Origin of the sequence: Bacillus basilensis (assembly GCF_050630465.1) — a bacterium.
GTDB classification, from domain to species: Bacteria; Bacillota; Bacilli; order Bacillales; family Bacillaceae_G; genus Bacillus_A; species Bacillus_A basilensis.
Map to the genome: position 1 here is coordinate 56,617 of NZ_JBNTQO010000007.1, position 14,497 is coordinate 71,113.

The 14,497-nt window shown below is 34.5% G+C and carries 10 protein-coding genes and 1 pseudogene; 10 read left to right on the forward strand and 1 reads right to left on the reverse strand.

From position 1 onward, the window contains the following. Position 1 precedes the first annotated feature (1 nt). Positions 2 to 1,798 carry a glycoside hydrolase family 35 protein gene (locus ACQVV1_RS15790; protein ID WP_431169082.1) on the forward strand — a complete coding sequence of 599 codons (1,797 nt, stop codon included), beginning with the start codon at positions 2 to 4 and terminating at the stop codon, positions 1,796 to 1,798. Between the two features lie 467 nt (positions 1,799 to 2,265). Further along, positions 2,266 to 4,617, forward strand: coding sequence for a polysaccharide lyase 8 family protein (locus ACQVV1_RS15795; RefSeq protein ID WP_431169083.1), 2,352 nt, complete (start codon positions 2,266 to 2,268; stop codon positions 4,615 to 4,617). Between the two features lie 240 nt (positions 4,618 to 4,857). On the opposite strand, the gene ACQVV1_RS15800 is transcribed toward ACQVV1_RS15795, so the two are convergent. Beyond that, on the reverse strand, positions 4,858 to 5,763 hold the full coding sequence (locus ACQVV1_RS15800; RefSeq protein WP_431169084.1) for an AraC family transcriptional regulator: 906 nt from the start codon (positions 5,761 to 5,763) through the stop codon (positions 4,858 to 4,860). A 245-nt stretch (positions 5,764 to 6,008) separates the two neighbouring features. Between ACQVV1_RS15800 and ACQVV1_RS15805 the strand changes: the two genes are divergently transcribed. From ACQVV1_RS15805 to ACQVV1_RS15840, 8 genes and pseudogenes are all read left to right on the forward strand, one after another. Beyond that, a complete protein-coding gene (locus ACQVV1_RS15805) occupies positions 6,009 to 7,475 on the forward strand; it encodes a glycoside-pentoside-hexuronide (GPH):cation symporter (RefSeq protein WP_431169085.1) in 1,467 nt (488 codons plus the stop codon). Positions 7,476 to 7,495: 20 nt separating this feature from the next. Beyond that, positions 7,496 to 8,527 carry a galactose-1-epimerase gene (locus tag ACQVV1_RS15810; protein ID WP_431169086.1) on the forward strand — a complete coding sequence of 344 codons (1,032 nt, stop codon included), beginning with the start codon at positions 7,496 to 7,498 and terminating at the stop codon, positions 8,525 to 8,527. 168 nt (positions 8,528 to 8,695) lie between these two features. Continuing rightward, a complete protein-coding gene (locus ACQVV1_RS15815; RefSeq protein WP_431169087.1) occupies positions 8,696 to 9,865 on the forward strand; it encodes a galactokinase in 1,170 nt (389 codons plus the stop codon). Further along, positions 9,862 to 11,388, forward strand: a complete 1,527-nt coding sequence (galT, locus tag ACQVV1_RS15820; RefSeq protein ID WP_431169088.1) for a UDP-glucose--hexose-1-phosphate uridylyltransferase — start codon at positions 9,862 to 9,864, stop codon at positions 11,386 to 11,388. The genes ACQVV1_RS15815 and galT overlap by 4 nt, the downstream gene beginning before the upstream one ends. A gap of 69 nt (positions 11,389 to 11,457) precedes the next feature. Further along, positions 11,458 to 11,724, forward strand: a pseudogene (locus tag ACQVV1_RS15825) (GNAT family N-acetyltransferase); the annotation flags it as partial. A 304-nt stretch (positions 11,725 to 12,028) separates the two neighbouring features. After that, positions 12,029 to 12,433 carry a ferredoxin reductase domain-containing protein gene (locus ACQVV1_RS15830; protein WP_431169089.1) on the forward strand — a complete coding sequence of 135 codons (405 nt, stop codon included), beginning with the start codon at positions 12,029 to 12,031 and terminating at the stop codon, positions 12,431 to 12,433. 33 nt (positions 12,434 to 12,466) lie between these two features. After that, entirely contained in the window at positions 12,467 to 12,742 is a 276-nt protein-coding gene (locus ACQVV1_RS15835; RefSeq protein ID WP_252209353.1) for a hypothetical protein, read from the forward strand. Between the two features lie 390 nt (positions 12,743 to 13,132). Further along, entirely contained in the window at positions 13,133 to 13,939 is an 807-nt protein-coding gene (locus tag ACQVV1_RS15840) for a DUF6973 domain-containing protein (RefSeq protein WP_431169090.1), read from the forward strand. Positions 13,940 to 14,497 lie beyond the last annotated feature (558 nt).

Genomic DNA, 14,497 nt, shown 5'->3' on the forward strand with positions numbered 1-14,497 from the left:
TATGAAATCATTTGAAATTGGGAAAGATTTTATGTTAGATGGTGAGCCTATAAAGATTATATCAGGTGCTCTTCATTATTTCAGGATTGTTCCAGAATACTGGGATCATAGTCTTTATAACTTGAAGGCACTAGGATGTAATACAGTAGAGACGTATGTTCCGTGGAATATGCATGAACCAAAAGAAGGGGTATTTAATTTTGAAGGTATAGCAGATCTTGTGAAATATGTACAATTGGCTCAAAAATATGAATTAATGGTTATTTTACGTCCTACTCCTTATATTTGTGCAGAATGGGAGTTCGGTGGATTACCTGCTTGGTTACTAAAATATAAAGATATAAGAGTTCGAAGTAATACGAACTTGTTCCTAAATAAGGTGGAAAACTTTTATAAAGTTCTTCTACCAATGGTAACCTCATTACAAGTAGAGAATGGTGGACCAATTATTATGATGCAAGTAGAAAATGAATATGGTTCATTTGGCAATGACAAAGAGTATGTAAGAAGTATAAAAAAATTAATGAGAGATTTAGGCGTTACAGTTCCACTTTTCACTTCAGATGGTGCATGGCAAGAGGCTTTAGAATCAGGGAGCCTGATTGATGATGATGTTTTAGTAACGGGTAATTTTGGCTCACGCTCTAATGAAAATTTAAATGCACTTGAAAGTTTCATTAAAGAAAATAAAAAAGAATGGCCATTAATGTGTATGGAATTTTGGGATGGCTGGTTTAATCGGTGGGGTATGGAAATTATTCGACGTGATAGCAGTGAATTAGCAGAAGAAGTCAAGGAACTATTGAAGAGAGCTAGTATTAATTTCTACATGTTTCAAGGTGGTACTAATTTTGGATTTATGAATGGTTGTTCATCGAGGGAAAATGTGGATTTACCACAAATTACTTCATATGATTATGATGCATTACTGACAGAATGGGGAGAGCCAACGCCAAAATATTATGCTGTTCAGAGAGCCATTAAAGAAGTTTGTTCAGATGTAGACCAATTTGAACCGCGCATTTTACCACGTGCAAATTATGGGGAAATTAAATTGAATCGCAAAGTATCACTATTTTCAACATTAGAGAAAATAGCGAAGAAGAGACAAAATTCTTATACATTAACAATGGAAGATATGGATCAGCAGTATGGTTATATTTTATATCGAACATTTTTAAAAGGACCAAAAAATATAGAAAAATGTAAGGTAGTAGATGCTAGAGATCGTGTACATTTGTTCCTTAATGAACAATTAGTAGACACCCAGTATAGGGATGAGATTGGTAGAGAGGTATCGTTGGATTTAACTAAGGAAGAAAATACGTTGGATATTTTAGTAGAAAATATGGGGCGTGTTAATTATGGGGCAAGATTGTTATCCCCAACGCAAAGAAAAGGTATCTCCTCAGGTGTAATGATTGATATACATTTACAATCAAACTGGGACCATTATGCACTTGAATTTGATAGTCTTGATGAGATTGATTTCAACGGTCAATGGGAACCTAATACACCTAGTTTTTATGAATACACATTTAATGTACAAGAATTAAAAGATACATTTTTAGACTGTAGTAAGTTGGGAAAAGGATTTGTTGTTTTGAATGGGTTTAATTTAGGAAAGTATTGGGATGTAGGTCCAACGGGTTATTTATATATCCCGGCTCCTTTATTAATCAAGGGAGAGAATAAGTTGATTGTCTTTGAAACGGAAGGGAATTATGAGGAAGAACTTTATTTAAGGGAAAATCCAATTTATTTAGACGTGAACTACTCGTCACTTAGCAAAGCTTGAAGTGGGAGCTTCTCAGTTCCACGACGAAAGTAACCTTTCGTCTCCCTGAGCGTTACTTCGGGGTGTTCCACCCCTAGTCCAACGCATGGATGCTCTTTTGGTACGGTTGATATTTTACGCAGGAACCGAATGGCTTGGTTTTCGCACTCTAATTTCTTCCTGCATCCTTCTATATCAAGTTATCAAAGAACTTCATATAGCAAGTTTATCAAAAGTTTTTGGCTATGCCAAACCGAAATTCATCTCCCACCTATCATTGGGCTACGCCCTTCACACGCTTGAGGAAGGAGAATTCTTTCGGGGAATACGTTAAAAAATTTTTATGTAGATTATTACGGTTTTAGCTGCTTCGCAGACTGAATTTTCGTAATGTACAAACTTTTTGAAGAGGTATTATTTGAAATGAAATCTTTAAACACGGAATGAATGAACGATTCATTATTAAAGTGATAAAGGAGAACGGTTTCATGAAAAGGATAATATTATGTATATTTGTTTTAAGTTTTGTTATGGGGTCTTTCAGTTTAAATGCGGTCGCAGAAACGGAAGAAAGCGCTGAAATGATATCAAATTGGAAAAGGGTACTTGTTGGTGAACCTTTTACAAATGATGATGTAATTTTAAAAAATATCGTTTGGGATAAAGAAAAGGATTTACAAGATAATGTGTTAAGCAATCTAAACAAAGAAAATGAAAGTCCTTCCTTATTTAAGAACCTTCCAGACTGGAAGCAGAATTCCGCACAAATCACAGAAACAGTGAAAAATATCGAGAAAATGGCGGTACTTTATCAAACACCTAATTCGATATACTATCAAAAAGATACATTACAAAAAGACATTATGTACGCAATAGAATACTTCTATGATCAAATGTATAATGAAAAAATTAAAAATACGTATGGAAATTGGTGGGATTGGGAGATTGGGACACCACAGTCATACAATAACATTTTGGTATTAATGTTTGATGATTTAACTGAGGTGGAGCTAAGCAAATATATAATGGCAGTAGATCGTTTTGTACCTGATCCAACAAAAAGATTAAATGGAATTAAAGAAACGGGAGCTAATTTACTAGATAAAAGTTTTATAGTCATGGTGAGAGGTATCCTGAACAATAATAATAATAAAATTCAATTAGGAATAGATGCGACAAATGATGTGTATAAAATAGTTCAAAATGGCGATGGATTTTATAAAGATGGATCATTTATACAACACACATATAATCCGTATACGGGTGGGTATGGGGAAGTGTTACTTGCGAGAAGTGCTGATATTCATGAATTGTTTAGTGGAACAGACAGACTAACGAATGTACAAGGAATTAAAAAACTATATACGTATATTGAAACTACCTACTTACCAGTTATGAAACAAGGTGAAGTATTTGATATGACGCGTGGCCGAGGTATGTCTAGACAAAATGCCTCCTCTAGTATTGTAGGGAGAAATATTCTGTATGAAATACTTGTAATTAGTTCACAAAATCAAGACTTATCATATCGGGGGAAATATGCAAGTTATGTAAAAGAAGCTATATTTCAACATAACGATTCGGAAAGTTATTATAATGGGTTATCCATTCATAAAACGCAAACATTTCAACGTTTAATGAGTGATAGTTCAATTAAACCAGATTTTGGTGTGAGAGATACAAATAATATGTTAAGCGCAATGAATCAGATGACCCATCAAAAGAAGGACTTTGCAGCTGGATTGAGTTTATTTGGTAAACAAATCAGTTCTTTTGAATATGGAAATGGTGAAAATATGAAGGGATTTTACATGGGAACAGGAATGTTGTATTTATATAACAATGACATTGGTCAATACGATAATGACTATTGGGCAACTATAGATATGACAAGACTTCCTGGCACAACAACAGATCATAAATTAGGGAATTTAATTGATTGGAAAAATTATAATAATCCTAAGTCTTGGTCAGGAGGCGTTTCAGATGGACAGATTGGTTCTGCCAGCATGTATTATACTATGCAGAATGTCACTGGAAGCTCATTAGAAGCAAAAAAATCTTGGTTTTTTCTCAAAGATAAAATTGTAGCAATGGCTGCAGGGATCAATTCAAAAGAGAATGCTGATACAGAGACATTAGTTGAGAATAGAAGATTAGAAAAAGATGGTTCAAATCTTCTGGAGGTGGAGAATACAGAGGTAGCTCTTGATCAAGGTATCCTATTTAAGGGAGCTTCTTGGGCCCACCTTAAAGGAAAAAACAATCAGTCTGATATTGGTTATGTGTTCCCTCAATCTGAAAATATATATGCTGAAAAGAAAGAGCGAAGTGGAAAGTGGTCTGATATAAATAAAGGGGGATCAAGCGATCAGGTAAGTAACATGTTCGCAACACTATCAATACCTCATGGAAAGTCGCCATCAGGTGGTGAGTATGTGTATGTAATTCTTCCTGGTAAGAATCAAGAAGAGACATCTACTTACGCAAAAGAAATGGATGTTTCGATACTTTCTAATACACCAACGCAACAAGTGATTTATGATGATGCTGATGATATATGGATGGGAAACTTTTATGAGATAGGGAAGGTGAATGAAGTAGAGGCTAAAACTAGGGGAGCAATTGCAATAGATTATAAAGATAATGGTGTAAAAGTAGTGATGGCTGATCCAATGAAAGAGCAAGTTAAAGTAATCTTTACTATACCTAAAAAAATAGGTTACAAGGTAGCAGAAAAGGACGATGAGATAACTGTTAAGGAAGATGCAAACTCTTGGATAATAGAAATGGATAGTTCGGATAAAAGTGGGAAAAGTTCTCAAGTGTATTTTGAATAGTAAAGGTTACAAAATACATTTTGATGTGCAGATTGTGTAATAGCTCCCATATAAAACATAAATAAAAGTCAAGTGCTATATTGATAGCCTTGACTTTTATTATGCTCGCAACTAATGATTCTGGTGCAAGACTAAATGATAGCAAAATATACACGGAAATATATCTTGAATATTTAATGAGTAACAGTTTACAAAATACGTATCTTGTTTTGGATTTTAAAAAATTTATTTTCAATTTTCCTAGGTGGCTCGTGAAATAATATCTTGTTTATCAAGTAATAACTTCAAGCTTGATAAAGAGGTTGATTGGAAATTATCTTTTGACATACGTTTTCGGTAGTGCGTAGGAGTTTCCTTAGTCACTTTTTTAAATATACGGCTAAAGGCTGCTAAACTATGAAAACCAACCTGATAAGATATATTTTCTACCGATTCATTAGTCATTGAAAGTAAATATGCTGCGTGATTAATACGCATCCTTATAATCCAGTCTTTCATGCTCATCCCAAAATGATTTTGAAATACCCGAGAAAGATGGCTTCTATTGACCGCAAGATGGTTTGCTACATCACTTACGGTAATCTCCTCTATATAATGCTCTCCAATATATATCATGGCTTCTATTGCGAGTCGTGAAAATTTTTGTTTTACTCCTGGTGAGAGTGAACTAACATCTGTAAGAAATAATCTTAAAAAACGATAGGTTAGCTCATTCAACTTTAATTCATCTTCTAATGTACTGTCGGAGCAATTCATACACTCCAAGATAATCTCCAAATATTGTTGAATATTAGTTGAGGTAACAGCGTAGTTATCACCTTTAAAATTTGAAAAATTAATAATTTCTTCTGCAACCTTCCCACCAAAAGAAAGCCATGCATACAACCATGGTTCCTCTGCGTCTGAACGATAAAAGGTAGACTCTCCTGGAGGAATAAGAAAAAGATCACCTTGCTTTAATGTATATTTTTTATCTTTTACATAGTACTTCCCTTTTCCATCTAGCACGACATGAATAATGTAGCTGTTACGTACAGTAGGACCAAATGCATGAAAAGGTAGTGTTTTTGAAAAACCGCAAAAATCAAAATAAAGTTCGCTCGAGAAGTGGTGGTGTTCTTTTTTTTTAAATACTGCTTGTTCCATGTGCTTCTCCCTTCTTCGAGATTACTATAACCAATATGCCTTTTGAAGCAGGAAACGCAACAAAAGGTTAAATCAAGGTCACAAAATGATATAAAACAGAAAACGCTTTCTTGTTAAACTATACATGAAAAAGAAAACCATAGAAAGGTTAATGTAATTCTTCATTTTTTATGGACAACATTGAAAACGTTTTCTCTCTTTTATTAAAACTAAGTGGAGGGGAATTTCACAAAAGGGGAATGGAAATGGATAAAAAATTAAAACAACGTGTTTCCTATGCTTTAGGTGCATTTGGTCATGACATATTTTATGTAACTTTGAGCACCTATTTTATGGTCTTTGTTACAAGTGCGATGTTCACTGGAGCTGATAAAGCAACGGCTGGAAGAATGATTGGGATTGTTACAAGTTTAATCGTAGTAATCCGATTGGTAGAAATTATTTTTGATCCGATTATTGGAGGGATAATTGATAATACAAAAACGAGATTCGGGAAGTTTAAGCCTTGGTTAGTAGTTGGTGGCTTAGTTAGTTCAATTCTTCTTGTATGCATATTTACTAATTTCTTTGGTCTTGCAATTCATAATACTACGTTATTCATCATATTGTTTGCAATTGTTTATATCTTACTCGATAGTTTTTATTCATTTAAGGATATTGCTTTTTGGTCGATGATTCCAGCGTTAAGCACTAAAACCAAGGAACGAGAAAAATTAGCAACATTTGCACGACTTGGCTCATCACTTGGTGCGAATGGGACTACACTCGCAGTTGTACCAATCGTCACCTTCTTTACTTTCTTGATGACTGGCGAACATTCTCAAGGCGCTTCTGGTTGGTTTTGGTTCGGCGTAATTGCAGCTGTCATTTCTGGAGGGACAGCCATTATTGCAGCATTTGGCACAAAAGAAAATGAAAGTGTAATTCGTCAGCAACAAGAAAAAGCAACCCTTAAAGATATTTTTAAAGCTGTTGCGAAAAACGATCAGTTGATGTGGTTAGCATTATCATATATTGCATATGCCATTGCGAATGTTGCAACTACTGCCGTGTTATTCTTCTATTTCAAATATATTTTAGGAAATTCAGGTGAGTTCTGGATTGTGGGATTAATTGCAGCTGTACTAGGTGTAATTGCTGTTCCGCTTTTTCCAACACTCACGAAGTTAATTTCAAGAAGGTTTGTATATATTGGCGGAATTGTAATGATGCTTCTTGCATACGTATGTTTCACTTTAGCTGGAACAAGTTTACTGGTAGTCATTGTGGGATTGGTGCTCTTCTATTTTCCTCAGCAGCTAATTTTCCTTTCCGCTTTAATGACTATTACTGACTCAGTTGAATATGGACAATGGAAAAATGGTACTCGTAATGAAGCTGTGACACTATCAATTCGTCCATTACTCGATAAAATTGCGGGAGCTTTATCAAACGGAATCGTTGGGTTTGTAGCTGTTGCTTCTGGGATGACTGGCAATGCTACAGCAGCAGATATTACTGCTAATGGTGTTTCGACATTCCATCTTTATGCGTTTTATCTTCCAGCAGTACTCATGATATTTTCCGCTATAATTTTCGCATGGAAGATCACATTGACAGAGAAAAAACATGTACAAATTGTCAAAGAATTAGAAGCAAGGCTAAATCATGGTGAGAAAGCAGCAGAAGGTTTTAATTCTAGTACTGTACATGCTCATGCTCATTCTAAATAAAGGAGTAGGGGATATCTAAAATGAACATTACAACAAAAGATTTCGGTGCTGGTTATACGAGTATCACTATTACCAATCTGAACGGCCTTCAATTGACAGTTTCCGATCTAGGAGCTCGTATTACAAGTTTAAAGGTACCAACAACACATGGTTTACGTGAGCTTATACTTGGTTTTGATACAGCAAAGGAATACCTTGAAAAGGATTTATATATTGGTGCCTCAATCGGACGTGTAGCTGGACGAATTCGAAATGGAACTTTTCAAATCGATGGGGAAATCTATAAAGTACAAGTTGATGAGAAAACTGGGAACACTTTACATGGTGGTACCCCAGGGTTTGAAAGTAAAAAGTGGCAATATTGTGTTGTCGAGAATAATGATGAGGCCTCAGTGATATTTCATATGGTGAGTCCACATGGTGAAAATGGTTTTCCGGGGAACCTTGATATTGAGATATGTTATACATTGACTAACACCAATGTTTGGAAAGTGGAAACTAGAGCAACAAGTGACAAAGATACATTATTCAATCCAACAAATCACGTATATTTCAACTTAACTGGTGATGTAGCACAACCCGTAAATGAACACACATTGTGGGTGGATAGTGATCAATTTGCACCATTAGATTTGGAAAGTGTTCCAATTGGTGTGAAGTTACCTGTAGAAGGGACTGCATTTGATTTTAGAAAGCCAGTGAAACTCAAAGAAACCTTCAGTAGTAATTTTGTTCAAAAGGAATTAGTGGATGGAATTGATCATCCATTCTTCTTGAATCGACCCGAACTATCACATAGTTCAGTAAAACTCACTAGCCCGGATGAAGTGGTTTCTATTGAAGTAGCCACAAAAGAACCCAGCGTCGTCATCTTTACAGCAAATTTCGGTGAAAATACACCGCTTATGCATGGTAAGCAACTTGCAAATCATGGAGGAATTACTTTTGAAACACAGGTTTGTCCAGGGGCTGAACAGTTTTCTGGTTTTGGAGATATGGTACTTAGGGCGAATTCAACTTATCAAACGGTGACAGAATTTCATATTATTTGAGAGCATATTTTTGATAGTCTCATGTATAGAAGGATTAGATACCGCTATCGCAACTTACTTAAAATACGATGTAGTGTCTAGAAATAATGTTGAACTGTTAGAAGTAGTCGAATGAATAACGGGATGATTTCTATATTTAAAACGAATGCAACAGGGAGGTTTATATTTATGGAAAAGAAACGTGAGCTGGCTTTAAAATTTGCTGAGATATTTGGAAATCAAGAAACAACTCAATATTTTTCTCCAGGACGTATCAACTTAATCGGGGAACATACAGACTACAATGGTGGATATGTATTCCCAGCTTCTATTACATATGGGACTTATGGAGTGGCTAGGCGTCGTGAGGATGAGAGAGTATTAGTTTATTCCACGAACTTTGAGAAACTTGGAGTGATTGAGTTTACCGTGAAAGAACTAAATTACGATAAAAATGACAATTGGGCAAATTATGTAAAAGGGATTCTTTTAACGTTGAAAGAAGCTGGTCATAAAATAGACTCTGGTTTTGAATTATTAGTTGAAGGGACGATTCCAAATGGAGCGGGTCTTTCAAGTAGTGCTTCACTTGAATTACTTGTAGGCGTAGTATTAGAAGACCTGTTCAAATTAGATGTGACGCGACTTGAATTAGTGAAAATGGGTAAAACAGTTGAGAATGAATTTATTGGCGTGAACTCTGGCATCATGGATCAGTTTGCCATTGGATTTGGTCAAGAAGACAAAGCAATTCTCCTAGATACCAATACGTTAGAGTATGAAATGGTACCAGTGGTTTTGAATGCCTATGCTATTGTAATTATGAATACTAATAAGCGCCGTGAACTAGCAGATTCAAAATATAATGAACGCCGTGCTGAATGTGAAGAAGCACTCGCATGTCTCCAAACAAAGTTAGAAATCAAGGCACTTGGAGAACTAAGCAAAGCAGAATTTGATGCAAATCAAATTCTTATAGGGGATGAAATCTTAATTAAACGCGCTAAGCATGCAGTTTATGAAAATGAGCGCACAAAAAAAGCAAAAGAAGCTCTTATTGTAAATGATTTAGAAGAATTCGGAAAGCTATTGAACGCTTCTCATGCATCTTTAAGAGATGATTATGAAGTTACTGGGCTGGAATTAGATACATTGGTAGCCGCTGCTCAAAAACAAGAGGGGGTTCTTGGGGCACGTATGACTGGGGCTGGATTTGGTGGATGTGCCATCGCATTAGTAAAAGAAAGTGAAATCCATGCTTTTAAAAACAAGGTTTATGATGAATATCTTAAAGTTATAGGATATGCACCTGACTTTTATGTAGCACACATTGGTAGTGGAACTACTGTAATTGGATGATGAATGGGGTGAAAAAGATGAAAACAAGCCAAGCAATATATGATTTTACTACACTTGCAATTAATAATGGAGCTATTGAGGAAGTTGATCGAATTTATACCCACAATCAACTATTACGTTTGATTGGAGAATCGGACATGGGTGAGATTACTAGCGTAGTCGAAACGAACCCACATGTGCTGTTAAATACGCTTTTAGGTATTGCGATGGAAAATCTAAGTATCTCTCAAAATCAAGTTAATCGTGATATGTTTGAAGCGCTTTTAATGGATGTAATTACACCACTTCCATCTAAAGTTAATGCGAATTTTCAGAAGGCATATCTTAAAAGTCCTAAACAAGCAACGGATTATTTCTTTGAACTTAGTAAACGAAATGATTACATAAAGACACGTGCAATTGAAAAAAATATACAATACGTAGCAGAATCAAAATATGGCGAACTGGAGATTACCATTAATTTATCCAAGCCAGAGAAAGACCCTAAAGAGATCATGGCAGCTAGAAATATATCGACGAGTAATTATCCAAAATGTTTACTTTGTATTGAAAATGAAGGGTATTTCGGTCGTTTGAACCATCCAGGTAGAAGTAATCACCGAATCATTGATATTGAGCTAGATGGAGAAGAGTGGGGGTTTCAATATTCACCATATGCATACTTTAACGAACACTCCATCGTATTATCTAAAAAGCATCGTCCAATGAAAATTTCTCGTGAGACATTTTCTCGTTTGTTCAGTTTTGTAGAAACAATGCCACATTACTTCATTGGTTCAAATGCGGATTTACCTATTGTAGGAGGTTCTATCTTAAGCCATGATCATTATCAAGCCGGACGCCATATCTTTCCAATGGCAAAGGCGAACGTTCTTAAAACATTCGAATTACCTGCTTATCCAAATACTTCTTGTGGTATTGTCAACTGGCCAATGAGTGTGATTCGTCTCTCTTCCCTAAATAAAGAAGAACTCATTAATGCCAGTACCTATATCCATGAAAGTTGGAAGAATTATTCGGATGAATCCTTACAAATTTGTGCACAATCAAAAGATGGAACAAGACATCATACGATTACACCAATTGTAAGGCGCCGTGAAGAGAAATATGAAATTGATCTTGTACTTCGTGATAATAATGTGAGTGAAGAATATCCTGATGGAATTTTTCATCCACATCAAGATGTACAGCATATTAAGAAAGAAAATATCGGACTTATTGAAGTCATGGGACTTGCGATTCTCCCGCCACGTTTGATTAAGGAACTTCATGAAATTGAGCTGTACTTGTTAGATAAGGGGAAATACGTTTCAGAAATCCATCAAAAATGGGCAGATGAATTAAAAAAACAAGGTGGATATACAAAGGCAAACATCCAAAGATTTCTTCAAACTGAAGTTGCAAAGAAATTTGAACGTGTCTTAGAAGATGCTGGTGTTTATAAGGTGAATAAAGAGGGAAGAGTGGGGTTTGAGCGCTTTATTAAGGAATTGCAAGGTTATGAATCGAGGAGTGATGATTAGATTACAATTGTATTGGTTCTGTTGTAAGGTTTTTAAAACTAAGATGAATTGTAGAAAACAAATCCAACTGATCATACTTATGAGATCCGTTGGATATTCAATCCTAAATATTATAATAAAGGATATGCTTCTGAAGCAGCACAAGCTACATTGAAATATGGGTTTAAGGAAATGAGATTACATAGAATTATAGATACATGTCAGCCACGAAATACTCCTTAATATCGATTGATGGAGAAAATTGGAGTGAGAAGAGAGGGCTATTTCAGGAAGTGTATACCGCATGGAAAAGAATGGTGGGATGAATATTATTACGCTATTTTAGAAGAAGAGTAGTGTCTCAGAGCTCATTATTTAAATCTAAATCATAATTGAAATTGTACTTTGGTGCTTTCATACCTAAAGTAGTTCATTTCTCTTATGCTGGACCGTAAATGCCGGGTACTTTTAAATTAGCTTAGCGTATCAGAGGTAAAATCTGCACGAGAGGAAATAATCCCAATTGCAGTGACAGTTTGTTTTTTCGTTATTTCTCAGTTACTTAATTTTCTCAAAAAAGACTATCTTCTTGCTTGTGCATAGAGATAGTCTCCTTAATGATTAATTAGTCGCTGAAGAATTATATGAACATCTATGTGAAATGGAATTTAGTAATTTTATAGAATTACTTCCTGCATTGCGTCCATGTTATTATTCGATTTCTTCTTCGTCGAGATTTAAGGATAAAAAAGTAAGTATTACAGTTAGTGTTGTTGCAGACAATGCATGGAGTGGGAAAGGAACGTACAAAGGTATTGCTTCTACCTATTTAGCCCAGCTTAAAGAAGGTGATTCGATTACATGTTTAATTTCAAATTCACAGGCTGGCTTCAAACTTCCGAAAAATCCAAAAACCCCGATTATTATGGTGGGGCCAGGAACAGAAATTGCCCCGTTTAGAGATTTTCTGCAAGCTCGAAAGTCAATGAAAATTAATGGTGAATCTTTAGGTGAAGCGCATCCCTGTTTTGGGTGTCGTTCACCTAAAGAAGATTACCTATATTAAAAAGAACTTGAGCAAACATAGAAAGAAGGAATCGTGGTTCTGCACACAGCTTTTTCTCGAATGAACAATCAGCAGAAAATATACGTTCAACACTTAATAAAACAAGCTGCTGAAAAGGTGATTAATTTACTTAATCAAGGTGCTCACATCTATATATGCGGTGATGGACGAAAGATGGCGCCTGATGTAGAAAATACGCTTATAAAAAGTTACTCTGATATTTACAATGTGAGTGAGTCAGAAGCACGTGCATGGCTACAAAGATTAGAAGAAGAGCATTATTATGTTAAAGATGTTTGGGTGGGATAATTAGGGGTTTTTTATTAATCGTTGCACGATTTAACACTTTGAATAGAATTGTGAAACAACAATAAGACTAGGAAACTGGGAAATTCCATTTGAAATTGTTTTCTATAGCATATGCACATCAAAAATAAAGAAAAGTTCTAAAAGTTGTTATAGAAATCCTATTTATCTTCAATATTTTAAAAATTACAAAATTACATTTGGAAACAAGTTGTATAAATGTTAAAATAAGATATAAGAATGAAAGGATTCCTCGAAATGTATAATTCTTTTATTTTTTTCTTGCTTAAATGTGTAACTTTTTAAATAAAGTTTTACATAAAAATATTAATATTTTCAGGTCATTATTAGAATTTATATGAATCTGAATGTAAGGAAGGTTTTGGGGATAATATGAGAAAAAATCAAAGCTTAAAACGTTTAGGAGTCACGGCATTAACTATGGGATTATTAGGTGCAGGGATTCTACCAAGTAATTCTTATGCAGATGAAGGGGATATTACTCAAGTACAATCAATTTCGTCTAACAAACCTACAGAAGGACGAGTATTGAATTATATTGATGCCAAAGAAAGTAATGAATTTCTGACTGATAAGGAAGTTAAATCAATTAATCTATCTACTTTAAATGCTATATATCAAGAAGTGAAAAACATTACTGTCAGCAAATCCGAAGACGAACTAAATCGAATTGTAGCTGAAAAGATTAAAAGTAATCAATCAGTATCACTTCGCTCCGCATATTCATTTCAAATACCTGGATTTGGAACATTAACTGATGCTGAAGTTGATTTGGCCAAGAAAAATCCATTCGAATTTGTAACTTATGGGGCTTGCTCCGTTTTAGCGAAAACAACTTCAGAGAAATACTACAGCAACTCAACACTTTATCAAGGAAATGGTGATGCTTTTAGGCACTCTTTTTGGAATGCAGTCCTTTCTAAAGAATTAGGTGCTATTAAAGGTCGTGATGTGGGTGTTGCAAGAGCAAAAGTTTGGACAGATGCCCATGAGCAATATTCTAGTGGCGTTGATAAGGAAATGGACCTGTATAATAATGAAGTTGGTAGAATGATTGCTTATAACAATTATTCATGGAGCATTAATCAATATAGTAGTCACATAAGAAATGAAGTTGCAAATGGTTCAATGGTTAGAATCGCTGAAGACAAACTAGTTAGAACTAATGGCGATCTTTAATAAAATATCTTAATAAAAAAGAATTTATACTATATAAATGTTTTTTCTTTCGTATAAGGCAGAATCAATATGAGATAAGAGAATTCATATGAAAAAATACCCTATAGAATAGATTATTCTATAGGGTATTTTTAAAAAAAAGTTGGTTGTTTCTGAAATAAACTTTTTGTGCAAATAATGAGCTTTTCAAAATTAACGTATGAATAATACTAGGAAAGGTTAAGTGATAAGCTTAAGTTATAAAAATGTACTGATATAGTAAACACTCCAAGCCATTAGTTAATAATAGAACATTATGGAGTGTTTAAATTTTTACAAAATGAATACAGTGAAGTTTGTAAATAGAAGGGTGTGATTATTTAATCTAAAAAAACAAATAACAAGTTCGCACGAAATACCAATTTTACGAACAATAAGATGGATAAATAAAAATCTAATACAGTATTTAGGGATTTCGAGCTCAGTAACATGAGTATCCGTATATTGTTATGTATTAATATAATTCATGTTTTATATAGAAATTATTAAATTATGAATAACTCATTACTAATTTTTATA